Source organism: Lentzea sp. NPDC092896 (assembly GCF_044754905.1).
Classification (GTDB): Bacteria; Actinomycetota; Actinomycetes; order Mycobacteriales; family Pseudonocardiaceae; genus Lentzea.
The window spans coordinates 55,256-80,481 of sequence record NZ_JBIVPX010000011.1; the positions used below are offsets into that span (position 1 = coordinate 55,256).

15 protein-coding genes are annotated in these 25,226 nt (G+C 70.0%); 13 read left to right on the forward strand and 2 right to left on the reverse strand.

The features are described from left to right. Nucleotides 1–59: 59 nt before the first annotated feature. On the reverse strand, nucleotides 60–1,472 hold the full coding sequence (gene mycP, locus ACIQF0_RS39340) for a type VII secretion-associated serine protease mycosin (RefSeq protein WP_401038657.1): 1,413 nt from the start codon (nucleotides 1,470–1,472) through the stop codon (nucleotides 60–62). Then, nucleotides 1,469–2,872 (reverse strand): type VII secretion integral membrane protein EccD, encoded by a 1,404-nt coding sequence (gene eccD / locus ACIQF0_RS39345; protein WP_401038660.1) that lies wholly within the window; start codon nucleotides 2,870–2,872, stop codon nucleotides 1,469–1,471. The genes mycP and eccD overlap by 4 nt, the downstream gene beginning before the upstream one ends. A gap of 229 nt (nucleotides 2,873–3,101) precedes the next feature. On the opposite strand from eccD, the gene eccCa reads away from it, so the two are divergent. From eccCa to ACIQF0_RS39410, 13 genes are all read left to right on the forward strand, one after another. Continuing rightward, on the forward strand, nucleotides 3,102–7,130 hold the full coding sequence (eccCa, locus tag ACIQF0_RS39350; protein ID WP_401038662.1) for a type VII secretion protein EccCa: 4,029 nt from the start codon (nucleotides 3,102–3,104) through the stop codon (nucleotides 7,128–7,130). 478 nt (nucleotides 7,131–7,608) lie between these two features. After that, nucleotides 7,609–10,314: a BTAD domain-containing putative transcriptional regulator gene (locus ACIQF0_RS39355; protein ID WP_401038665.1), complete on the forward strand. Its 2,706-nt coding sequence runs from the start codon at nucleotides 7,609–7,611 to the stop codon at nucleotides 10,312–10,314. 246 nt (nucleotides 10,315–10,560) lie between these two features. Continuing rightward, entirely contained in the window at nucleotides 10,561–13,215 is a 2,655-nt protein-coding gene (locus tag ACIQF0_RS39360; RefSeq protein ID WP_401038667.1) for a BTAD domain-containing putative transcriptional regulator, read from the forward strand. Between the two features lie 112 nt (nucleotides 13,216–13,327). After that, nucleotides 13,328–16,033: a BTAD domain-containing putative transcriptional regulator gene (locus tag ACIQF0_RS39365; protein WP_401038670.1), complete on the forward strand. Its 2,706-nt coding sequence runs from the start codon at nucleotides 13,328–13,330 to the stop codon at nucleotides 16,031–16,033. Between the two features lie 41 nt (nucleotides 16,034–16,074). Next, nucleotides 16,075–18,738 carry a BTAD domain-containing putative transcriptional regulator gene (locus ACIQF0_RS39370; RefSeq protein WP_401038673.1) on the forward strand — a complete coding sequence of 888 codons (2,664 nt, stop codon included), beginning with the start codon at nucleotides 16,075–16,077 and terminating at the stop codon, nucleotides 18,736–18,738. Nucleotides 18,739–18,864: 126 nt separating this feature from the next. Further along, nucleotides 18,865–20,667, forward strand: coding sequence for a type VII secretion-associated protein (locus ACIQF0_RS39375; RefSeq protein WP_401038675.1), 1,803 nt, complete (start codon nucleotides 18,865–18,867; stop codon nucleotides 20,665–20,667). A 25-nt stretch (nucleotides 20,668–20,692) separates the two neighbouring features. Next, on the forward strand, nucleotides 20,693–21,094 hold the full coding sequence (locus ACIQF0_RS39380; RefSeq protein ID WP_401038677.1) for a hypothetical protein: 402 nt from the start codon (nucleotides 20,693–20,695) through the stop codon (nucleotides 21,092–21,094). Nucleotides 21,095–21,241: 147 nt separating this feature from the next. Then, nucleotides 21,242–21,547 carry a WXG100 family type VII secretion target gene (locus ACIQF0_RS39385; protein ID WP_401038679.1) on the forward strand — a complete coding sequence of 102 codons (306 nt, stop codon included), beginning with the start codon at nucleotides 21,242–21,244 and terminating at the stop codon, nucleotides 21,545–21,547. A gap of 67 nt (nucleotides 21,548–21,614) precedes the next feature. Then, nucleotides 21,615–21,902, forward strand: coding sequence for a WXG100 family type VII secretion target (locus ACIQF0_RS39390; RefSeq protein WP_401038681.1), 288 nt, complete (start codon nucleotides 21,615–21,617; stop codon nucleotides 21,900–21,902). 257 nt (nucleotides 21,903–22,159) lie between these two features. Continuing rightward, entirely contained in the window at nucleotides 22,160–22,603 is a 444-nt protein-coding gene (gene rplM / locus ACIQF0_RS39395) for a 50S ribosomal protein L13 (protein ID WP_030478339.1), read from the forward strand. Between the two features lie 26 nt (nucleotides 22,604–22,629). Beyond that, nucleotides 22,630–23,217: a 30S ribosomal protein S9 gene (gene rpsI, locus ACIQF0_RS39400; protein ID WP_360048320.1), complete on the forward strand. Its 588-nt coding sequence runs from the start codon at nucleotides 22,630–22,632 to the stop codon at nucleotides 23,215–23,217. 211 nt (nucleotides 23,218–23,428) lie between these two features. Further along, a complete protein-coding gene (glmM, locus tag ACIQF0_RS39405; RefSeq protein ID WP_360048318.1) occupies nucleotides 23,429–24,763 on the forward strand; it encodes a phosphoglucosamine mutase in 1,335 nt (444 codons plus the stop codon). Nucleotides 24,764–24,789: 26 nt separating this feature from the next. After that, nucleotides 24,790–25,125, forward strand: coding sequence for a hypothetical protein (locus ACIQF0_RS39410; protein WP_401038685.1), 336 nt, complete (start codon nucleotides 24,790–24,792; stop codon nucleotides 25,123–25,125). Nucleotides 25,126–25,226 lie beyond the last annotated feature (101 nt).

A 25,226-nucleotide genomic window follows, 5' to 3' on the forward strand; every position in this document is an offset into this window, starting at 1 on the left:
CAACGAGAAGGGCCCCGCCGGTGAGTTCCGGCGGGGCCCTTCTCGTCGTGTCCCGAACGCTACGCGGTGCTTCTGCGCTTGCGGTTGAGCGAGTTGCGGACGAACAACGTCAGCGCCAGCAGGATGCCACCGGCACCGATGCCGCTCAGCGCCACGATGATCGGCGGCCAGTCGAGCCCCTGCGGCGGAGTGACGCTGGTGGTCAGCTCCTTCGGCTCCTGCGCCTTGAAACCGGCGGCCTCGGCGGGCAGCACCGCGGTCAGCGCGGCTACCGGGTTGATCATGCCGAAGCCGACCTTGTTGTCCTTGCCGGTCAGTCCGCCGGGGTGCAGCGCCGTGGCCTTGAGGCGCTCCATCACCTGGCGCGCCTTGAGCTTCGGGAACCGCTCGCGCACCAGCGCCGTGATCCCCGCGACGTACGGGGACGCGAAGCTCGTGCCCTTGATGTCCTGCACGCCCTGCGCGGTGACGTTCGCGTTCGTCAGGCCGGTGCCCTTGGGGTCGACGGAGATGATCTCCTCACCCGGCGCGGCGATGCTGACCCACGGACCCCAGACGCTGAACGACGAGACGTCGCCGGAACGCGCGATGGATCCCACCGACAGCACGTCGTTCGCGAACCACGCCGGCGACGACACCGAGTTGACGTTGTTCTGGTCCATGTTGTTGTTCTGGGCGGCGCAGCCGGTGCCCTGGTCGCTCAGGTTGCCGGCCGCCGTGACGATGACCACGTCCTTGACGTCCACGGCGTACCGGATCGCGGCCTGCAGCTTCTTGTCGTCATCGCTGAAGAGCTTGGGAGAGCTGCAGTTCGTCAGCGAGATGTTGATGACGTTGGCGCCCTGGTTCGCCGCGCGCACGATGGCCATCGCGAGCGTGCCGACCTTGCCGGCCGACGCGCGCTTCTCGTTGTTCGCGTCGCCCTTGAACTCGAACCGGTCGCTGGTCTGGCGGATCGCCAGGATCGTCGCTTCCGGTGCGGCGCCGACGAAGTCGCCCTCGGTCTTGGCCGCGGCGGCGACGCCGGCGACCTCGGTGCCGTGGCCGTCGCAGTCGTCCGTGCCGTTCGCGTTGCCGAAGACGTACTCACCGGCACCCTGGACCCTGCCGCCGAAGCGGGGGTTGCGCGGGTCGACACCGGTGTCGATGATCGCGATCTTGATGCCCTTGCCCTTGGCGAACCGGTGCGCCTGGTCGAGGTTCAGGTAGACCTGGCCCCAGGGCATGTACTCGATCAGTTCGCTCTTGGTGTCGGACTCCACGCACCCCTTCGAGGTGCGCTCGTACTTGACGTCCGGCTTGCCGTCGTCGTTGGGCGGCGGGGTGCCGGCCGGCAGGTCCGGCGGCACCGAGTTCGCCCGCGTGGTCGCCGACGTGGACGACGGCTGAGCGGAGGCCTGTGGCAGCGTCCCCGTCAGCAGAAGCAGTCCGGCGGTCGCTGCCGCCGTGGTGCGCCTGATGCCGGCCCTCATAGCGTGATCAGACCTCGGAACACCTGGTACATGTCCATGACCGCCAGTGCCAGCGGCAGCACGGAGGCGATCAGGATCGCCTCGATGATGTCGACGGTGCGGCGCAACGGCGGCGAGAACTTCTGGCCGGGGAAGATCACACCGAGCACCAGCGCGAGCGCGCCCAGCACCAGCAGCGCGCCGAAGACGAACGCGATGCGGTTGAACGAGGTCGACGAGATCAGCCAGCCGATCAGGATGCCGGCGCTGGCGAACATGCCGGTCGACAGCAGTGCGACGGCCTGCGCGCCGTTGGCGTACGCCCGGCCGCGCATCATCAGCACGATCGCGACGACCACGCCGTAGATCGGGCCCCAGACCGTGTCGGCGGACGCGGCGACGATGGCGGCCAGTGCCGCGACCACGCCGGTGCCGATGATCATGCCCGTCAGGTACTCGTGCGCGACGGCCGTGCGACGCTCGATGACCGCGTACTCCGGGAAGCCGCTGTCCTCCTTGAGGTCCTCGGCGTTCGTCGGCACGACGGGCGGCGGGATCTTGGCCAGCCGCAGCGTGAGACTCGGCAGCATCGACAGCGCGGCGAGCGCCACGGCACCGGTCGCGGCGGCCACACCGGACAGCGGGTGCTCGACGAACGTCGAGACGAGGAACGCCAGCGCCACGAGCGTGCCGCCGGTCGCCGCGGCGATGAACACCGTGATGCCCTGCCCGATGAGCAGGATCCCGCCCCACGCGAAGATCATCATCAGCGCGGAGGCGAGCAGCATCTTCGGGCTGAAGCCCACACCGGGCACGGCGTGGAAGCCCGCGACGAACGCCAGCGGCAGCGAACCGCACGCGGCGATCAGCACACCGGTCGACGCCGAGCTGTAGGCCCGCGCGATGGTCGCGCCCGCCGCCAGCATGGCGATCGCGCCGACACCACCGGCGATGGCGGCCGCGATACCGCTGCCGGAACCGGCCTGCGTGACCGGCCCGGACAGGAACAACGCCACCGCGGACGCGATCAGCGCGAGCGCGCCGGCCAGGTGACCGAACCGCTGCGCGGTCTCCTTGGTCCAGGGCCGGAACGAGTCCGGATCGGACTCCGCGATCGCGTCGACGACGTCGTCGTACAACGGCGGCGGCGGATTCTCGTTGCGACGCCGCAACTGCAGCAGCTCACCGTCGACGACGCCGAGCGACGCGAGCGTGCGCGCCGGGTCGAGCGGGTTGTCGCCGAGCTTGGCGAGGCACCAGCCACCGTGCCGGACGCCACCGTCCGGAGTGGCCTCTCTCGCCATGTCCAGCAGCATCGGCAGGAGATCGGCCACCGCCACGTCGGCAGGTAGCGCGACGTCGATACGCGTCCGAGGTGCCACCACCGTGACACGGCTGAACACCGTCGTACCGGTCGCCACCAGGGCCCCCTAAGTCAGATCAGCCTTGCAAACAATGTGCCCGACCTTATTGGTCCACTCGGACGGTTGCCGGGCGGCCCTAGTATGGCCGCACCGACGTCTCTTGCACGTGTCGTTTGCAGAACACGTTCGACTGGGTTTTTTCCCGACCCACCTTCGTGACGCGCGCGGATGCGCAATAGTGTCGGTTGCTACTGGTGGCGTAACGAGTCGAAGAGGTGCCTGTCAGTTGAGCACGCTGCAGTTCAAGCGAACGGCACGCCTTGCTGCTCCCCGGCCTCCTGGCGGTGAGGTACACCTCGAACCGCCACCCGAGGTCCCCCGGATCATCCCCGGCAACATCATGATGAAGGCGATGCCCGTCGTCATGATCGTCGCGTCCATGGGCATGATGGGCATGATGCTCGTGTTCATGCCGCGGCAGCCCGCGGCGATGATCATGCCCGGCATGATGATGATCTCGACCATCGGCATGATGGCGAGCGGCATGGGCTCGGGCAAGGGCCAGAAGAAAGCCGAGATGAACGAGGACCGCAAGGACTACCTGCGGTACCTCGGCCAGATGCGCGACCGCGCCCGCGAGGCCGCCGACGAGCAGCGCGCCGAACGCGAGTGGGTGCACCCGGACCCGCAGATGCTGTGGTCGCTCGCCACCACCCGCCGCATGTGGGAACGCCGCCAGAACGACCCGGACTTCTGCCACCTGCGCGCGGGACGGGGCTCGCAGCGCCTCGCCACCCGCCTGGTGCCGCCGCAGACCGGTCCCGTCGAGGAGCTCGAACCGATCGCGACGCTGGCGCTGCGCCGTTTCGTGCGCGCCCACTCGCTCGTGCCCGACCTCCCGATCTCCATCGCACTGCGCGGGTTCGCCGCGGTCGGCCTGCTCGGCGAGATCGAGGACCGCCGCGACCTCGCGCGCGCCCTCCTCGCCCAGCTCGTCACCTTCCACGCCCCGGACGACCTGCTGATCGCGGTCGTCAGCGCGGGCCGCACCAAGCAGCTGTGGGAGTGGGTGAAGTGGCTGCCGCACGCGCAGCACCCCACCGACATCGACGGCATCGGCCAGCGCCGCATGATGGCGAACTCGCTCGCCGAGATCGAGGCGATGCTGGACGAGAACCTGCGCGACCGCCAGCGGTTCACCCGCAACGCCCCGCCGCCGCCCGACCAGCCGCACATCGTGATCGTCATCGACGACGGCGACATCAGCCGCGAAGAGATGATCATCCTCGAGGAGGGTCTGGTCGGCGTCACGCTGCTGGACCTCAACGAGTGCCTCGGCAACCTGACGGCGCGGCGCGGCCTGCGCCTGGTCGTCGAGAACAACCAGCTGGGTGCCCGTTCCGCGAGCGGTGTCGAGTGGTTCGGCGCGCCGGACCGGCTCTCCATCGTGGAGTCCGAGGCGCTCGCCCGCCGGCTCTCGCCGTACCGCATGGGTGCCGCCGGTGAGGCCGGTGGCGACTCGGGCGAGGACCCGTTGGCGATGACCAACAACCCGCCGCTGCTCGAGTTCATGGGCATCCCCGGCGACCCGATCACGTTCGACGTGCAGCAGGCGTGGCGGCCGCGGCCCAAGCGCGACCGCTACCGCATCCCGTTCGGCATCGGCGAGCACGGCCAGGCGGTCGAGCTCGACATCAAGGAAGCGGCCGAGGACGGCATGGGCCCGCACGGCCTGTGCATCGGCGCGACCGGTTCCGGCAAGTCGGAGTTCCTCCGCACCCTGGTGCTCGGCCTGCTGGCCTCGCACTCGTCGACGGCGCTCAACATGATCCTCGTCGACTTCAAGGGTGGTGCGACGTTCCTCGGTCTGGACAAGGCACCGCACGTCGCCGCGACGATCACCAACCTCGCCGGCGACCTGAGCCTGGTCGACCGCATGAAGGACGCCATCGAGGGCGAGGTGTCGCGTCGCCAGGAGGTGCTGGCGAAGGGCAACTACAAGAACGTCTGGGACTACGAGAAGGCCCGTGAGAACGGCGCCCAGCTCGATCCGCTGCCCGCGCTGTTCATCTGCATCGACGAGTTCTCCGAGATGCTGACGGCGAAGCCGGACTTCATCGACATCTTCCTGCAGATCGGTCGTGTCGGCCGGTCGCTGCAGATGCACATGCTCCTCGCGTCGCAGCGACTCGAGGAAGGCAAGCTGCGCGGTCTGGACACGTTCCTCTCGTACCGGATCGGTCTGAAGACGTTCAACGCGGCGGAGTCCCGTGCGGCGATCGGTGTGCCGGACGCCTACGAGCTCCCGCCGATCCCGGGTTCGGGTTACCTGAGCGTGCAGGGCATGCCGCTGACCAGGTTCAAGGCGCTCTACGTCTCGGGCACCTACCGTCCCGCCGGCATGCAGTCCGCCGGTGAGTCGGTGGCCGTGCGCAGTGACAAGCGCCCGCGCTTCTTCGTGCCGGACTTCATCGAGATCCCGAAGGAGCCCGAGCGCCCGATCGAGCCGGTCAAGGTCGAGGCCGCGCCGGTCAAGGAGGACGCGAACGAGCCGACCCAGCTCGAGCTCATCGTCGACCGCCTCGTCGGCCAGGGCCCGCCCGCGCACGAGGTGTGGCTGCCGCCGCTCAACGAGCCGCCGACGATGGACACGATGCTGCCGCCGCTCGACGTGACCCCCGACCGCGGTCTCACGTCGCCGGGCTACCCGGCCAACAGCACGCTGCAGGTCCCGCTGGGCGTGGTCGACAAGCCGTTCGAGCAGCGCCGCGACCTGCTGTGGGCGGACTTCTCCGGTGCGGCCGGTCACGGCGCGGTCGTCGGTGGCCCGCAGTCCGGCAAGTCGATGATGCTCAGGACGCTCGTCGCGTCGATGGCGCTCACCCACACGCCGGAGGAGGTGCAGTTCTACCTCATCGACCTCGGTGGTGGTTCGCTCGCCGCGATGGAGGACCTGCCCCACGTCGGTGGCTTCGCCGGTCGTCTCGACGTCGACAAGGTCCGCCGCATGGTGGCCGAGCTGCAGACCCTGATCGCGGAACGCGAGCTCCGCTGGCGCGACCAGCGCATCGAGCTGGGCGAGTTCCGCAACCGCAAGCGTCGCGGTGAGATCAAGGACGACTCCTTCGGTGACGCGTTCCTGATCGTCGACGGCTGGATGAACTTCCGCCAGGAGTTCGAGATGGTCGAGCCGCAGATCCAGGCGCTCGCCGCGCAGGGTCTGTCCTACGGCGTGCACGTGATCGTCGGCGCGAGCCGGTGGGCGGAGATCCGGCCTGCCATGAAGGACCTCCTCGGCACGCGCTTCGAGCTGCGGCTCGGTGACCCGAGCGAGTCCGAGGTCGACCGCAAGGTGGCGGTCAACGTGCCGCCCGGCCGGCCCGGCCGCGGCATCACCGTCGACGGTGCCACGGGACGCAAGCTGCACTACCTCGTCGGCCTGCCCCGCATCGACACCTCGCAGGACGCGAGCACGGTGGTCTCCGGTGTCCAGGACCTCAGCCACAAGCTGAACCAGGCCTGGCAGGGCCCGCGCGCCCCGCAGGTCCGGATGCTGCCCGACCTGCTCGACCACGCGCAGTTCATGGCGCACGTCCAGCAGATCCTCCCCAACCGCGGCCACCTGGTCCCGGTCGGCGTCAACGAGGACGAGCTCGCGCCGGTCTACCTGGACTTCGACGCGGACCCGCACTTCCTCGCGCTGGCCGACGGCGAGTCCGGCAAGACGAACATCCTGCGCACGATCGTCCGCGGCATCATGCAGAGCTACACCTCGTCCGAGGCGTTGATCCTGCTCGCGGACTACCGCCGCACGATGCTCGGTTTCATCGACACCGACCACCTGCTCAGCTACGCGGTGTCGGGCACGCAGTTCACCCAGAACGTCCAGGAGGTCCGCGGCTCGCTCGCGAACCGCATGCCCGGCCCGGACGTGACGCAGGAGCAGCTCAAGAACCGCTCCTGGTGGAAGGGCCCGGAGGTCTTCGTCGTCGTCGACGACTACGACCTGGTCGCTCCGCAGGGTGCCGCGAACCCGATGCAGCCGCTGGCCGAGTTCATCCCGCAGGCGAAGGACGTCGGTCTGCACGTCGTCGTCGTCCGCCGCATGGGTGGAGCGTCCCGCGCGATGTACGACCCGATCATCGGCAAGCTGAAGGAGATCTCGGCGCCGATCTTCGTCGGTTCCGGTTCGAAGGAGGAGGGCAACATCATCGGCAACCTGAAGCCGTCGCCGCAGCCTCCCGGCCGGGGCACGATGGTGACCCGCAAGCACGGTCAGCAGCGCATCCAGTTCGCCTGGCTCCCGTCGGACTAGGCGCAGTTGCACGGAAAGGGCCCGCGGCATCAGCCGCGGGCCCTTTCCAGTTCGCCGGCTCGGAACCTGGTGCGCCCAAGAGGGAGGGAGGCAGCACCGGGTCCGTCGAGTCACCCCCAGTTCTGACTCTTCCGAACCGGCTGGGCAGGACTCTGCAGGACACCGCTCACGCGCCGCTGGCATCTCGATGACACCGGTTTCCGGTGCAATAAATAAGGCCCGCAGCCGAAGCCGCGGGCCTTCACCGAACAGCAGGGGACTGTCCGGTTCCCCCCATGACCGGATTTCCTCCCGGACCGCACCACTGGGGAGGGGCGGCCCGGAGGGAGCACGGCGATCGTGACAGCCCCCCAAGACTTCGCTGTCACGCTCATCGCTCCGGCTGATGACCACAGTGCCCGGCGGCGCTCACACTTCGGTCACACCGAGTCCTCGCCCCTACACTCGGCGCTCGGTCACCGAGCGGGAGAGGGGCTACGTGCGAGTCGAGTACCACGTCCTGGGGCCGCTCGAGGTCCTGCTCGACGGTGTCCCGGTCACCGTCCCGGCCGGCCGGTGCCGGGTTCTGCTCGGCACGCTTCTCCTGCGCGCCAACGAGTTCGTCTCCGTGGAAGAGATCGTCGAACGGCTGTGGGACGGGGCGCCGCCCAGCGCGGACCGCGCGGGCAAGACGGTGCACATGGTCGTGACCCGGTTGCGGCAGGCGCTCGGCGCGGCGAACTGCGTGCGGACGGGTGCGGGCGGTTACGCGGCCGTGGTCGGGCAGGAGCAGCTCGACCTGCTCATGTTCCGCGCCCACCTGAGGGCGGGTGAGCACGCCGAGGCGACGGCGTTGTGGCGCGGGCCGGTGCTGGCGAACGTCCCGGCGGAGTCGCTGCACCGCGATCTCGTGCCGGCGCTGGTCGAGGAACGGCTGGCAGCGCTGGAGAAGCGGATCGACGACGACCTGGAGCGGGGTGTCGCGGCCGAACTGGTGCCGGAGCTCAGGACGCTCACCCGCCAGCACCCGGTGCGGGAGGTGTTCTGGGCGCAGCTGATGCTCGCCCTGCACCGCGGCGGGCAGCAGGCGGACGCGCTCGCGACCTACCAGGAGGTCGCGGTCGTGCTGGGCGAGCAACTAGGCGTCACGCCGGGACCTCGGCTGCGGGAGGCGCAGCAGCAGGTGCTGGCGGGAGAAGTCCCCACGACGGTGGTGCTCGTTCCGTCGCACCACCACGTTCCCCGGCAGCTGCCGACCGCGTTGCCGCACTTCGTGGGCAGGGAACGGGAACTCGACCGGCTCGACGCCGTGCGCGCGTCCGGGCAGCTGGTGATCAACGGCAGCGGTGGCATCGGCAAGACGTCACTCGCGGTGCAGTGGGCGCACCGGATCGCCGGCCGGTTCCCGGACGGGCAGCTCTACAGCGACCTGCGCGGGTTCGATCCGACCGGATCCCCGGTGAACCCGATCAGCACCGCCCGCGACTTCCTGCTGGCACTCGGCGTGCCCGCGGACGAGGTCCCGGCCGGTACCGAGGCGATGCTGGAGAGCTACCGGACGCTGCTGTCGCGGCGGCGGGTGCTGGTGCTGCTCGACAACGTCCGGGACGTGGCGCAGGTGCGGCCGCTGCTGCCAGGCGGGTCACAGAGTCTGGCCGTGATCACGTCCCGCAACCGCTTGCGCGGCCTGGTCACGCAGGACCGGACGTTCCAGCTCGACGTGCTGGGACCGGAGGAGTCGATGACGCTCTTCGGCGGCAGGGTCGGCGCGCACCGGGTCGCCGAGGAACCCGCGGCGGCCGCCAGGCTCGTCGAGCTGTGTGCGGGACTGCCGCTGGCACTCGCCGTGGTGGCGGCACGGGCGATGCTCGACCAGCACCCGCTCGGCGTGCTCGTGGAGGAACTCGAACACGCCGCGCTGGACGCGTTGGACACCGACGATCCGCTGACCAGCGTGCGGGCGGTGTTCTCGTGGACGTTCGGATGGCTGAGCCCGGTGGCGGCGCGTCTGTTCGTGCTGCTGGGCCTGCACCCCGGCCCGGACGTGACCGAGCCCGCCGCGACCAGCCTCATGGCGCGGCCGTCGGCCGACGCGCTGGACGAGCTGGTCCGCTACAGCCTGATCAACAGCCAGAACGGCCGCTACCGGCTGCACGACCTGATGCGTTCGTACGCGGCGGAGGAGGCGGCTCTGTGTCTGTCGCCTGCTGAGCGCGAGGCGGCCCAACAGCGGTTCTTCGACCACCTCATGCACTCCGCGCTGGCCGCCGCGGAGAGGTCGGACCCGTTGCGCCAGCCCATCACCACACCTGACCCTGCTCCCGGCGCCGTCGTGCTGGCGTTCGAGATGAGCACCGACGCCGACCGCTGGTACGCAGAGGAACGCGCGGTCTTCGGTCCCGCGGTCGTCGCGGCGGGCGAGGCGGGCTTCGACGGTCACGTGTGGCGCACGGTGTGGGCGATCCGGCACTTCCTGCTGGCCACCGGCCGGTGGCGCGAGGGCGAACGCCTGCAACGACTCGCCGTCGCCGCCGCGCGCCGGGCGGGTGATCTCGAGGGGGAGTGCCGGGCCCGCCGCGGCCTGGTGTCCTGTCTGGTGCCGGGGCGGGAGTTCGACGAGGCCGAGCGCCAGCTCCGCGCGGCCGTCGCCCTGGACGAACGGCTGGGCGACCTCATCGGGTTGTCGAACGACCTGCGCGGCCTCGCCTACCTGCTGGCCAGGCAGGACAGGCACCGGCGTGCGCTCGACCCGTTGCTGCAGGCCCTGGACGTGGCGATGCGCAGCGGTGACCGCATCGAACTGGCGAGCGTCTCCGCGTCGCTGGCCTTCGTGCACCACGAGCTCGGCGACCACCACGAGGCGGCCGCGCACGCCGAACAGGCCCGGGACATGTACCTGGACCTGGTGCCGGACGAGCGGGACACCGTGGTGGCCTCGAACCGCGACACCCTCGGCAGCATCTACCGCGCGCTGGGCCGCTACGAGGAGGCGGAGGCGAACTACCTCAGGTCCGTCGAGCTGCAGGCGACGTTGTCGTACCGCCACTACCAGGCGGACACGCTCGTGCGGCTGGCCGACATGAAACGGGAGCTGGGCGAACTGGACGCGGCCCGCGGCTACTACCTCGCGGCGCTCGACGTCTACGACGACCTGGGCAACGCGCAGGCCGACGACGTGCGCGAGCTGCTGGCCTCGTTGAACTGAGGCCGGCCCCTCCACGGTGAAGAGGGAGGTAACCGAGGAGAGGCCGGCCGCTCACAGAGTCGCTGATCGCGCTCACACTTCGGTCACGGCCGCGACGCCGCGTCCCGGGAACTGATGAGCGGTGCTGGTGGCCCCCCAGGTAACTCAGCCACCAGCACCGCTGAGAAGTACTCTGCCCGGCCCCGCTCACACTTTGCTCACACCGCGATCACACGCCGCTAAACTGGCTGCGACCTGGGGGGACTTGTGCGAGCCGAGTACCGCGTGCTGGGGCCGTTGGAGGTGCTGCTCGACGACGGACCGGTGGCCGTCCCCGGCGGCCGGTGCCACGTGCTGCTGGCGACGCTGTTGTTGCGGCCCAACCGGTTCGTGTCCGTCGACGAGCTCGTCGACCACGTGTGGGACGGCGAACCGCCGACGGTCGACCGTGCACACAAGACGTTGCAGATGGTGGTGCGGCGGCTGCGGGTCGCGCTGGGCGAGGCGGACTGCGTGCGCACCCTGCCCGGCGGCTACCAGGCCGTGATCGACCCGGACCAGCTCGACCTGCTGCGGTTCCGCGCGCTGGCCGGCTCCGGTGACTTCGGCGCGGCCTCGGCGTTGTGGCGCGGTCCGGTGCTCGGCAACGTGCAGTCCGAGCGGCTGCACCGGGACGACGTGCCACAGCTGGTGAACGAGCGGCTCACGGTGCTGGAGCGGCGCATCGACGCCGACCTCGGCCACGGCCTGTCCGGCGAGCTGGTGGCGGAGCTGCGGTCGCTGATCGCCGAGCACCCGTTGCGGGAGTCGTTCTGGCGGCACCTGATGCTCGCGCTGTACCGGTCCGGCCAGCAGGCCGAGGCGTTGCGGGTCTACCAGGACGTGCGCGAGAAGCTGGCCGACGAGCTCGGCATCGATCCCGGTCCGGCGCTGTGGGAACTGCACCAGCAGATCCTGCGGGCCGAGGTGGCTCCCGGCGAACGGCGTCAGGTGCCGCGTCAGCTGCCGGCCGCGGTGCGGACGTTCGTCGGCCGGGAGGAGGAACTCGGCCTGCTGGCCAAGCCGGGCGTCACGGTCGTGCACGGCGTCGGTGGCGTCGGGAAGACGACGCTGGTGCTGCGCTGGGCCCGCGAGGCACGCGAGGACTTCCCGGACGGCGACCTCTACGTGAATCTGCGCGGGTTCGACCCCGAGGCACGACCGGTCGACCCGGCGGCCGCCGCCGAGATGCTGCTCGTCGGACTGGGCGTGGACGAGGTTCCGGCTCAGGCGGAGGCGCGGTTCGCGTTGCTGCGCACCACTCTCGTCGACCGGCGGTTGCTGCTGGTCCTCGACAACGCGGCGTCGCCACGCCAAGTGCTGCCGCTGCTGCCCGGCGCGGCCGGGGTGCGGGTCGTGATCACCAGCCGCAACCAGATGCGTGCTCTCGTCTCGCAGCACGACGCGACGGCGATCTGCTTGCGGCAGCTGGAGTTCGAGGACGCGCGGTCGTTGCTCGCCGCCGTGCTCGGTGAGGACAGGCTCGACGCGGAACCGGAGCCCGCGCGCGAGATCGTCGAGCGGTGCGCGGGGCTGCCGCTGGCACTGCGGGTCTTCGCCGAACGGGTGTCGCGGTTCCCGGAGACCTCGCTCGAGGAGTTCGTCGCGGAGCTGGAGAGCGCGCGGCTCGACGCGTTGAGCGACTTCGCGGACGTCGACGTGCGCGCTGTGTTCAGCTGGTCGTACCGGGCGCTGGACGAGGAGTCGGCGCGGATGTTCCGGTTGCTGTCCGTGCATCCGGGACAGGACTTCGACATCAGCGCCGCCGCCGCGTTGGCGGGCGTGCCGGTGGCGCACGCGCGGCGGTTGATGGAACGGCTGGTCGCCGACCACCTCGTGCAGACGCGGTCACTTGGCCGGTACTGCCTGCACGACCTGCTGCGGGCTTATGCGGCCGAGTTGTGCGGGGACGACGAGGAAGCCGCGCTGCGGATGACCGAGTGGTACGTCCACACGCTGAAGAACGCCGCGAGCCTCAACAGCGTCGTCGCGCAGGTGGACGCGGGCGAGGTGGTCTCCGGCGTTGTGCCACAGGAGTTCTCCTCGTGGTCCGACACACTTGCCTGGCGCCGCCAGGAGTGGGCCAACCTGAAGGCCGTCATGTTCGCGGCCGTCACCCGAGGCTGGCAGCGGCACGCTCAGCTGGTTCCGATGTACCTGTTCTACTTCGTCAGCATCCAACCCGTGCGCGCGCCTGACGCCATTGAGATGTTCGAGGTCGCCGCGACGCTCGGCGCACCACGCGAGCAGGCAAAACTGAAGCTCAGCCTGGCGTCGCTCTACCAGAACGTCAGGCGTTATGACGACTCGTTGCAGACTTATGAGGAAGCGTTGCTGCTCGTGCGCGAGGCGGGTGAGCGGTATCCCGAGGCGGTTGGCCTGATCAACATGTCCAGCGTTCAGGGACAGCTCGGGATGCTGGACGAGGCGGAGTCCAGCAAGCAGCGGGCGCTCGCCATCGCTGTCGAGATCGAAGCCTGGTACCTGGCGTGCGCCGTTCACGCCAATCATGCCGTGTGGTTCAACGTGAACGGCCAGTACGCCGAAGCGCTTCACGCCGTCGAGCGCGCGGAGGAACTGGCGCCGAAGGTCCAGGACGACTACGTGAAGCTTCGGGTGCGTTGTGCCCGAGCCTCGACGCTCGCAGGCCTCGGCCGGCACGAAGACGCGTTGCCCCGGCTTCAGGCCGTCGTGGAGGAGACGCGGCAGATCGGCGACACCCTCACCGAGGCGGAACTGCTCATGCGCACGGGTGAAGCCTTGCTGGGCCTGGATCGGCGTGCCGAGATCCCCGCGGTGTGGCAGCGTGCGATCGGACTCTGGCGTGATCTCGGCGACGAGCGGGCGGAGGAGCTCGCCGGGAGGCTCGCGGCACTGGAGTAGCCGGAGACGACCGCGACCCCCCAGGCAAAGCCACTTGTCGCTGTCGTCCCCGGCTGATGATGAGCTTGCCGACCGGCGCTCACACTTCGGTCACACCCCTCAAGAATCCACTGTGGACGAGCAGGTGAAGGAGCCCATGAACGTCGAGTACCGCGTCCTCGGGCCGTTGGAGGTGCTGTGCGACGGCGTGCGCGTGCAGGTTCCCGCCGGGCGCGGGCGCGTGCTGCTCGCCACGTTGCTGTTGCGGCCCAACCGGTTCGTGTCCGTCGACGAGCTGGTGGACCGGCTGTGGGACGGTGAGCCGCCCACGATCGATCGCGCGCACAAGACGTTGCAGATGGTCGTGCGGCGGCTGCGGATGGCGTTGGGGGACGCCAACTGCGTGCGCACGGCCACCGGTGGCTACCTGGCCGAGGTGGATCCGGACCGGCTCGACCTGACCCGGTTCCGCCGGCTCGCCGCCGAGGGTGAGTTCGCCGCCGCGCTCGCGCACTGGCGTGGTGAGGTGGCGGCCAACGTCGCGTCGACGCACCTGCACCGCGAGGACGTGCCGCCGCTCGTCGAGGAACGGCTCGTGGTGCACGGCCGGCGCGTCGAGGCCGATCTGGCGCGCGGGCGCGGAGCCGCACTGGTGGACGAGCTGCGCGAACTGACCGGCGAGCATCCGTTGCGCGAAGGGTTCTGGGCGCAGCTGGTGCACGCGCTGCACCAGGCGGGACGGCACCGGGAGGCGCTCGCCGCGTACGAGCAGATCCGCGACCACCTCGACGACGAACTGGGCGTCGAGCCCGGTCAGCCGTTGCGCGACCTGCACGCCCGGCTGCTCGACCCGGCCTCGCGGGCCGGTGTGCCGCGGCAGCTGCCCGTCGGGGCCGTGCACTTCGCCGGCCGCGACGCCGAACTGGCCAGGCTGACCGAGGTCACCACGGGCGGGGCGGCGGTGGTGATCACCGCGATCGACGGCACCGCGGGGATCGGCAAGACGGCACTGGCCGTGCGGTGGGCGCACTCGGTCGCGGACCGCTTCCCGGACGGGCAGCTCTACGTCGATCTGCGCGGCTTCGAGCCGTCCGCCGATCCCGCAGACCCGGCCGAGGTGCTGGCGGCGTTCCTCGGCGCTTTCGGGGTGTCCGGCAGCCGGGTTCCGGTGGACCTGCCCGAACGAGCGGCGCTCTACCGCAGCGTCGTCGCCGACCGCCGCGTGCTGGTGCTGCTCGACAACGCCCGCGACGTCGAACAGGTCCGTCCGCTGCTGCCCGCCGGCCGCGGCTGCCTGGTCGTGATCACCAGCCGCAACCGGTTCACCGGACTCGTCGTCCGCGAGGGCGCGGTCCCGGTGACGCTCGGCCTGCTCGGTGAGGACGACGCCGTCGCACTGCTCACCGCCCGCCTCGGTGCCGGGCGCGTGGCCGCCGAACCGGACGCCGTCGCCGACCTGGTCGCGTTCTGCGGCGGCCTGCCGCTCGCCCTCGCCGTCTCCGCCTCCAGGGCGGCCGACGATCCCGGTCTCGGCCTGCGCGAACTCGTCGCCGAGCTCAGGGCCGCGGACGGCCTGATGACCCACGTCGAGGCGGTCTTCGCCACGTCCTGCGGCCGCCTGGACGACGACACGGCGAGGCTCTTCCGGTTGTTCGGCCTGACCACGGGCCCGGACATCTCGCTGGACGCGGCCACCGCACTCGACGGCCGCCGCCGCGCCGAGGTGCGCAGGTCGTTGCAGACGCTGGCGCGCATGCACCTCGTCATCGAACTCTCGCCGGGCCGGTACACGTCCCACGACCTGCTGCGCGCGTACGCGGGCTCGCTGCGGGAGACGGATCCGGCCGCCGAGCGGCTCACGGCCGTCCGCCGGCTGCTGGAGTTCTACCTGCACTCGGTGGACAGCGCCGACCGGCTGTTGCGCCACAGCCGGGTCGCCATCACGTTGTGCCCGCTCTCCGACGGCGTTCAGCCGGTGCTGTTCGAGGACTCGGCGGTCGCCGCCGCCTGGTGCGAGACCGAGCACGAGAACCTCCTCGCCGCCGTCGGGCTAGCCGGTGAGTGCGGCCTGCACCAGCACGCCTGGCAGCTCGCGACCGTCATGTTCGGCTACCTCTACTTGCGCGGGCGGCCGTCGGAACGGATCGCGCTGTACCGCGTCGCACTCGCGGCCGCCCGCGCGAGTGCCGACAGGTACGCCGAGGGCATCACCCTGCACTCGCTCGGCAACGCCTTCTCCGCCCTGGGAGCGTTCGCCGACGGCGCCGTCCACTACGCCGAGGCGCTGCGGGTGCGCGAGGAGATCGGCCACCTGCACGGCATCGCGGTCACCCTCGACCAGTGGGCCATCAACCACGCGATGAGCGGCGACCTGGAGTCGGCGAAGGCCCTGCACGAACGAGCGATCGAGAAGCGCCGGGAACAGGGCTCGCCGTCCGGGCTGGCCATGGCGCTGAACAACTACTCGATGACGTTGGTGGGCCTCAAGGAGTTCGACGCCGCACTCACCGCGAACGACGAGGCGTACGCCGTCGTCACCCAGGAGGGCATGGCCGAGCTCGCGGCCTCCACTTTGGACACTCGCGGTCTGCTGCACCTGGAACGCGGCCACCTCGCCGAGGCCGTCGCGACGTTCCAGCGGGTGCTCGCGCTGCCCGGCGACCAGCTGCCGGACGCCATCAAGAGCGTGACGCTCGAGAACCTCGCCGACGCACATGCCCGCGCCGGACGAGCGGAGGACGCCGTGGCCGCGTTGAAGGAGGCGTTGCTGCTGCGCGAGGACATGGGCAACGAGCAGGCGGCGGAGAAGCTGCGGGCTCGCATCGCTGAACTCTCCTGATGCCTGATGAACTGCCACACTCGTCGTGAAATGAGGTGAACGTGAGCGTCGAGTTCCGGGTGCTGGGTCCGCTGGAAGTGCTGCTCGACGGCGAGCCGGTCGCGGTGCCGGCCGGGCAGGTGCAGACGTTGCTGGCCGTGTTGTTGTTGCGCCCCAACCAGTTGGTGCTGGTGGATGAACTGGTCGACCGGCTGTGGGACGGTGCCCCGCCCAACGCCGACCGCGCGCACAAGACGCTGCACATGGTCGTGCGGCGGCTGCGGGTCGCGCTGGGTGAGGCGGACTGCGTGCAGACCCGGACCGGTGGTTATGTCGCCGTGGTCGAACCGGACCAGCTGGACCTGCTGCGGTTCCGCGCCTTCGCGGGTTCGGGTGACTTCGGTGCGGCCGCGGCGTTGTGGCGCGGGGCGGTGCTCGGCAACGTCGCGTCGGACGTCCTGCACCGCGAGGACGTGCCGCGGCTGGTCGACGAGCGGCTCACGGTGCTGGAGCGGCGCATCGACGCCGATCTGGACAGCGGGCTCTCCGGCGAGCTGGTGGCGGAGCTGAGGTCGCTGGTCGCTGATCATCCGTTGCAGGAGCCGTTCTGGTCGCACCTGATGCTCGCGCTGTACCGGTCGGGCAACCGTGCCGAGGCGTTGAACGCGTACCAGGACCTGCGGACCAGGCTCGCCGAGGAGCTGGGCGTCGATCCCTGTCCCGCGCTGCAGGAGCTGCACCAGCAGATCCTGCGAGCCGAGGTGGCACCTGGGAGGCGCGTGCAGGTGCCACGTCAGCTCCCGCACGGTGTGCGGAACTTCGTGGGCCGTGAGGACGAACTCGGGGAACTCGGCACGGCGACGGGCGTCACGGTCGTGCACGGCGTCGGTGGCGTCGGCAAGACCGCGCTGGCGCTGCACTGGGCTCGCGCTGTTCGTGAGGACTACCCGGACGGCGACCTCTACGTGAACCTGCGCGGGTTCGATCCCGAGGTGCAGCCGGTCGATCCCGCTGTCGTGGCGGAGACGCTGCTGGCCGGGCTCGGCGTGGACGAGGTCCCGGCCGGCGCGGACGCCCGGTTCGCGCTGCTGCGCACCACCTTGGTCGACCTGAGGCTGCTGCTCCTGCTCGACAACGCCGCGTCGGCGCGCCAGGTCCTTCCCCTCCTGCCCGCCGCGGCCGGGGTGCGGGTGCTGATCACCAGTCGCAACCAGCTCCGCGCGCTCGTCTCCCAGCACGACGCGACCGCGATCGGGCTGCAGGAGCTGGAGTTCGACGCGGCACGGTCGTTGCTCGCGGTCGTGCTCGGTGAACAGCGGCTCGACGCCGAACCGGAGGCCGCGCGCGAGATCGTCGAACGCTGTGCCGGCCTGCCGCTGGCGCTGCGCGTGTTCGCCGAACGGGTGGCGCGCTTCCCCGACGTGCCGCTGCGGGAGTTCGTGGCCGAGCTGCGCGAGGAGCGGCTCGACGCGTTCAGCGACTTCTACGACGTGGACGTCCGTGCGGTGTTCTCGTGGTCGTACCGGGCGTTGGACGAGGAGTCGGCGCGGATGTTCCGGCTGTTGTCGGTGCACCCCGGTCAGAACTTCGACGTGAGCGCCGCCGCCGCGTTGGCCGGGGTGTCGGTGACGCAGGCCAGGCGGCTGCTGGAGCGGCTGGTCGCCGATGCTCTCGTGCAGACGCCTTCCCCTGGGCGCTACAGCCTGCACGACCTGCTGCGCGCCTATGCGGTCGAGCTGTGCGGTGATGACGAGGCGGCCTCGCTGAGGATCACCGAGTGGTACGTCCACACCCTCGAGAACGCCGCTCTGGTGGAGAAACCGATCGCGCTGGTGCGGGCCGGTGAGATCACGTCGGGCGTGGTGCCGCGGGAGTTCGCCTCGCGGTTCGACGCGCTGGCGTGGGTGCGGCAGGACTGGGACAACCTCCACGCGATCCTGCGCGAGGCCGCGGCACGCGGGTGGGGCCGGCTCGCGCTGCTGATCCCGACGCACGTGCAGAGGTTCCTGGTCTACAACCAGCCGCGCTGGTCGGAGGCGATCGAGATGTTCGAGGCGGTCCAGACCTTCGGGACTGCTCGTGAGCAGGGGTTCCTGCTGCTGAAGCTGGCTGGTCTCTACTCGGACGTCGGACGCCAGGACGACGCGCTGGCCTGTTTCGAGGAGGGACTGCGGTTCGTCCGCGAGTCGGGGGAACGGACTGCGGAGGCGGCCGGTTTGATCAACTTGGCCGCGCACCAGGAGAGGCTCGGTCAGGTGGAGGCGGCCCTCGGCACCTCGCGCCTGGCGGCCGAGGTGAGCGCCGAGATCGAGAACAGGTACATGGAGGGCGCCGCGCGTTCCAACATCGGCTTCATGCTGACCGAGCTCGGCCGCCACGACGAGGCTCTCGTCGCGATCGACCGTGCCGTCGTCATCGCGACCGAGTTCGACGACAGGGACGAGCACGTTCTCGCGCGGATTCACGCCGTGCGGGGCAGAGCCCTTACCCGACTCGGACGGCATGCCGAAGCCGTGGCCGTGCTCGGACCCGCTGCCAAGGCCCTGGCCGGGCTCGGCGACTCCGAGTACGAAGCTCTGGCCCTGCAGGACCTGGGCAGCGCCTTGGTCGAGCTGGATGAGCGTGAGGAAGCCACCGCGGCCTGGCGACGTGCGATGGACCTTCTGCGTCAACTGGACGAGGGCCAGGCTGAGGCGCTCGCCGCCAGGCTGGCCGCGCTGGAGTAGGCGGAACGACCCCCGGGACGGACGTGGGTGGCGCGATGCGCTGAACTCGTCACGGCGACCTTCGTCATCCGTGTCGTCCTGCCCAGTCGCATCGGGTAAGCATGTGCGCGGAAGAGGGGAAGGTGCATGAGCCTGCACGTCGCGGTCGACTTCGGCACGTCGAGCACCTGCGTGGCGATCTCCGCGCACGGCCGGGAGCCGCAGGTCGTCGTGTTCGACGGCCAGCCGCTGGTGCCGTCCGCCGTGTTCGCCGCCGCCGACGGGACGTTGTTCGTCGGTCAGGAGGCCGAGCGCCAGGCCGCGGTCGACCCCGCCCGCTACGAGCCGCACCCGAAGCGCCGCGTCGACGAGGGGGAGTTGCTGCTCGGCAGCACCGTGCTGCCCGTTGTGGACGTTGTGCGCGCAGTGCTGTCGCGAGCCGTAGGGGAAGCACGGCGCGTTGGTGGCGGAGCGCCGGTAGACCTTCTCGTCCTCACTCACCCCGCGGACTGGGGCACGGTCCGCACCCGCGTCCTGCTGCAGGCGGCACGGGGGCTCGGCCGTGAGCTGGTGCTGGTGCCCGAGCCCGTCGCCGCCGCCGTCTTCCACTCCGCGAGCCACTCCATTCCGGACGGTGCGGCGCTCGCCGTGCTCGACCTCGGCGGCGGCACGGTCGACGCCAGCGTGGTGGCGCGCGCGGGCAAGAGCTTCCGGGTGCTGTCCGCCAAGGGCGACCCGAGCTTCGGTGGTGCCGACATCGACCAGGCGTTGCTCGAACACGTCGGCGGGCTGGTCGCGGCCAAGGACCCCGAGGCGTGGCGGCAGCTCGTCGAGGGCCGCGAGATGGCCGACCGGCGCAAGCGGCGGGTGCTGCGGCAGGACGTGCGGGGTGCCAAGGAGACGCTGTCCCGGCACGCCTACACCGACGTGCCGATGCCGCAGCCGTTCCCCGACGCGCACGTGACGCGGTCGGACCTGGAGCAGCTGATCACCGCGCCGCTGAACCGGGCGGCCGCGCTGGCCGCCGCCACCGTCCGCGACGCCGGTCTGCGGCCCCAGCAGCTCGCCGGGGTGTTCCTGGTCGGCGGGTCGAGCCGGATCCCTCTCGTCGCGCGCCTGGTGCACGACCAGATCCGCGTGGTGCCGACGAGCATCGACCAGCCGGAGACGGTGGTGGCCCGCGGCGCGCTGCGGGCGGTGAGTCTCGATCCGGAACGGACCGGCGGTGTCGCCCAGCAGCCGAAGGGCCCGTCGGGTGAGGTGACTCACAACCTGAGGGTCGGCGACGACACCACCCGCAAGATCACCCGCCGGATCACGCCGCCGCCTCCCGGGCAGTTCCCCGTGTCGTTCGCCACGGCCTCGCCGTCGCCGCCGCGGAAGAAGAGCAGGGCTCCGCTGTTCATCACGATCGGTGTCGTGGTCGTCCTCGCGGCGGCCGGTGCCGGTGGCTACCTCTGGTTGAACCGCAAGCCGCCGCAGCAGCCGGCTCCGCCCGGCGATCAGATCGCCGTCTACGACTACAGCTTCGCCCGGCCGGACGGGTGGGAGCAGACCGGCGGCGCGGCCGGTGATCGGCAGGTGCTTTTGCAACCGATTGAGCGCAAGAATTCCGATAGCAAACAACCGGAAGCGCGTATTGCTGTGCAGGAGCAAAGACTCACGTACAACAGCGACCAGGACCGAGTTCGCGCGTTGAGTGAGTTGAAGGGCCTGTATCAGCAACGGAAGGAGAATGGCGACGAGGTCGCCGACTTCGTCGACAACACGACATTCGCGGGCAAGTCTGTTGTTCACTATCGCGAAGTGGTCGCGGTGACCGGGGTCGAGTGGTACATCCAGTTCGCCGGCGAAGTCCAGGTGAGCGTGGGCTGCCAAGCGACGGAGGCCGCCAGGGCCCAGGTCCGCGCCGCCTGCGAGCGGATCGTCAGCACGCTCGTCATCAAGTGACAGTCGCAACCTCAGGGAGTCGCCGATGTCCGCCACCGAGGTCCTCGCCCGGTTCCGCGCCGAGGTAGGAGCCGCGGTCACCCGTGCCCGTCGCGCGTCGGGTGAGATCGGTGAACGCAACGCCAAGCTGCGGGAACGCACGCGTGACCTCGCCGCGCAGGCGCGTGAGCGCAAGGTCGAGCCCGGCGCTCAGGCCACCTCCGGCGAGGTCCAGCAGACCGCCGCGGGCTTCCGCGCGGACCGGGGCCTGGCCGTCGAGCAGGTGCCGAGCGCCGCCGACCTCACCGCGCCCGCTCCAGTTGAGCCCGTTCCAGTTGAGACGGAACGGGTGACTCTCGGTTCTTCCGCCGTCGCCGGTCCGAGTGGCCAGCTTCCCCGTGTGAGTGACGATGACGAGGACTTTTCGCAGTCGCGAATCCTCTACTGACGCCTGGTTTCACCCGGAGCCGTTTACTAGCGCAACTACTTCGAAAGAAATCGCGACAGGACGGAACCGACGTGGCAGGGTCCTCGTCGGAAGAGGCGTACGAACCAAGAAGTACGACTTGAAGTTCTCTGAAGGGGGCATCTCCCAATGGCATTGACCGTTACTTCTGAAGAGCTCGACGCGCTGGCGAAGCACATCGCCGACGTCAACGACCAGACGCAGGGCACGCTCCGTCAGGTGGGCAGCACCGTCGACACGCTGGCCGGCACCTGGAAGGGCGGCGCGGCCACCGCGTTCGCCAACCTGATGTCGCGTTTCCACGACGACGCGGCGAAGGTGCAGGAAGCGCTGATGGCCATCGCCGAGCAGATCTCCAGCTCCGCGGACGTCTACGCCCGCAACGAGGAAGAGCAGTCGCAGAGCATGACCGGCATCTCCAGCCGTCTCGCCTGATCTCGCCTTCGTTCGTCAGTCGTTTCTCGCGTTTCCAGACTTCAAAGACATCCCAGGGGAGATAGCAATGACCGGTCCTATTGAGGTTACCTTCGCCGAGGTGGCGAACGCGGCTTCGCAGATCAGCAGCGCCGCCAAGAGCGTCGACCAGCAGCTCGACGACCTGCGCTCGAAGGTGACGAGCACGCTCTCCGGCTACACCGGTGACGCCGCCACCCAGTACCAGGCAGCGCAGGACAAGTGGGACAAGGCCGCCGCAGACCTGCAGGCCGTGCTCGCCGCCATCGGTACCGCCGTGCAGCAGGCCGGCGAGGCCTACGAGTCGTCCGAGCGCATGAACGCCGCGCGCTGGTAAGTCGCCGCAGTCGGCAAGAAACTCTCGCGAGCCCCGGAACCACGTGGTCCGGGGCTCGCGTATGTCCATGGTGAGGTAGCTTCGGAGGGGCCGTTTTGGTCCCGGAGCCACCCATCCGGTATCTTCTGACGTTGTTGTGCGGTAGCTGGCACCCCTATGTGTCGCGCCTGTCTCGGAACCACCGCTTGGTTCGTCCAAGATCGGTCTGGGGCAACCGCCGCAGTGACCCCAGACGCAAGTGACGACGAGGTAGATCCGTGCGCACGTACAGCCCGAAGCCCGGTGAGGTGACCCGCACCTGGCATGTGATCGACGCCCAGGACGTGGTGCTCGGCCGGCTCGCCACCCAGGCCGCGACGCTGCTGCGCGGCAAGCACAAGCCGACTTACGCACCTCACGTTGACACCGGTGACTTCGTTGTCATCATCAACGCTGACAAGGTCGCTCTGACCGGCGCGAAGCGCGACCAGGCGTTCCAGTACCGCCACTCCGGTTTCCCCGGTGGTCTGCGCAAGCAGTCCTTCGGCGAGGTCCTGGACACCCGTCCGGACCGTCTGGTGGAGAAGGCGATCAAGGGCATGCTGCCCAAGAACCGCCTCGGCCGCCAGATCGCGAACAAGCTCAAGGTCTACGCAGGCGCGAGCCACCCGCACGAGGCGCAGCAGCCGCAGGCCTTCGAGATCAAGAAGATCGCCCAGTGAGCGACGAGTACACCGAGGAAGTTCCTGTGACCACCCCTGAGAACGAGACCCCTGAGGTCGAGACCCCCGAGGTCGAGGCCGAGGTTGTCGAGGCCGAGGTCGTCGACGCTCCTGAGGCCGAAGAGGCTCCCGAAGCCGTTGAGGCCGAGGCCGTCGAGGCTGACGCCGACGACGCCGAGGTCGAGGAGACCTCCGCTCCGGTGGTCGCGCCCTCGCTGAACGGCGCCGCGCACCTCGCGCAGACCGTCGGCCGCCGCAAGGAGGCCGTCGTCCGCGTCCGCCTCGTGCCCGGCACCGGCAAGTTCACGCTGAACGGCAAGTCTCTCGAGACCTACTTCCCGAACAAGGTGCACCAGCAGCTCATCAGGGAGCCGCTCGTCACCACGGAGAAGCCCGAGACCTTCGACGTGATCGGCAACCTGCACGGCGGCGGCATCACCGGCCAGGCCGGTGCGCTGCGTCTCGCCATCGCGCGTGCGCTGATCGCCATCGACGCCGAGGACCGCCCGGTCCTGAAGAAGGCCGGCTTCCTCACCCGTGACCCGCGGGTCAAGGAGCGCAAGAAGTACGGTCTGAAGAAGGCCCGCAAGGCGCCTCAGTACTCCAAGCGCTGACGGGTCAGTCGCTGGGCGAGCTCTGTCTGCTTCGTCAGACCACTGCTCGAACCCGGTGACTGCGGGGCCACCCCGCACCCCGAGTGCGTCACAGCTGTACCTGCGGGAGCAGCAGTTCACTTCGAACTGCTGCTCCCGCAGTGTTTTTCAAGGGTTTCCGGGTTTCCCGGGTCAGTCCCCGCCGCCTTGCAGTGTCCACTTCGGAGGTTCCATGGCCCGCCTGTTCGGCACCGACGGTGTACGCGGTCTCGCCAACGCCGATCTCACCCCTGAACTCGCGATGTCCGTCGCTTCCGCGGCGGCGCGGGTGCTCGCCGAGCACGACCGCTCCCACCGCCCCGTCGCCGTCGTCGGCCGCGACCCCAGGGCGAGCAGCGAGATGCTCGACGCCGCCGTCACCGCCGGCCTCACCTCGGCCGGTGCGGACGTGCTGCGCGTCGGCGCCCTGCCCACGCCCGCAGTCGCGTACCTGGTCGCAGCCCTCGGCGCCGACATCGGCGTGATGATCTCCGCGTCGCACAACGCCATGCCGGACAACGGGATCAAGATCTTCGCCGCTGGTGGCCACAAGCTGCCCGACTCGGTCGAGGACGAGATCGAGCAGCACATGGGCGCCGGTTTCGACCGGCCGACCGGTGCCGCGATCGGCCGGGTGCGTGATGTTCCCGACGCCGAGACCCAGTACGTCGAGCACCTGCTCAAGGTCACACCGCACCGCCTGGACGGCCTCAAGGTCGTGGTGGACTGCGCGAACGGTGCCGCGTCGGTGGCCGCACCGGACGCCTACCGCCGCGCGGGGGCCGAGGTGATCGCGATCAACGCGAACCCGGACGGCCTCAACATCAACGCCGGCTGTGGTTCCACTCACATCGACGTCGTGGCCGCCGCGGTCCGCGAGCACGGTGCCGACCTCGGCATCGCGCACGACGGTGACGCCGACCGCTGCCTCGCCGTGGACGCCCAGGGCGAGCCGATCGACGGCGACCAGATCCTCGCGGTCCTCGCGCTCGCCATGCGCGACGCGGGCGAGCTGTTCGAGGACACGCTCGTCGCCACCGTGATGAGCAACCTCGGCCTGCACATCGCCATGCGCGAGTCGAAGATCCGGCTGCGCACCACCGCCGTCGGCGACCGCTACGTGCTGCAGGACCTCAAGGCCGGTGGCTTCTCGCTCGGGGGCGAGCAGTCCGGCCACGTCGTGCTGCCCGCGCACGCCACGACCGGCGACGGCCTGCTCACCGCGCTGCGCCTGATGGCCCGCATGGCCGAGACCGGCAAGTCGCTCGCCGACCTCGCCTCGGTGATGCGCCGCCTGCCGCAGGTCCTGATCAACGTGAAGGTCACCGACAAGGCGGCCGTCGCCAAGGCGGCCACGGTCAGCGAGGCCGTCGCCGCCGTCGAGGCAGAGCTCGGCGACACCGGTCGCGTGCTGCTGCGCCCGTCCGGCACCGAGCAGCTCGTGCGGGTGATGGTCGAGGCGACGAGCCACGAACAGGCCGAGTCGGCCGCGCAGCGCCTCGCGGGTGTGGTTTCCTCGGTGCACTGAGGACGGACGGGGGCTGGGGAATGACCATGCTGATGTTGCTCGTACTCCTGGTGTTCCTGGGAGGTGTGACAGCGGTCGTCATCGCCGTCGTCACGACGTCGAAGCGCAAACCCGTCGCCCAGCCCCCGTTTCCGCCCGGTCACGGCCATCCCGGGCAGCCCTACCCTCCGCAGGGGTTTCCCCAGCAACAACAGCCGTACCCGCCGCAGGACTTCAGCCGCAACAGCCGTACCCGTCTCAGGGGTACCCGCAGCAGCAGCCTCCGCCCGGCCAGCAGCCGCCCGCGCCCGGCGGCTGGTGACCTGCCACCACCCGATCAAGTGGTGATCGTCGGCGGCTTGCGCCGAATGGCTGTTTACTAAGGCAACCGACATCGTGGAGCTCAGGTCACCGTGTGATCCGAGCTGGCACTGTATGGCGGAACCCGATGAGGCCGAATTGCGTCAGATCGGGGACAAGGGGA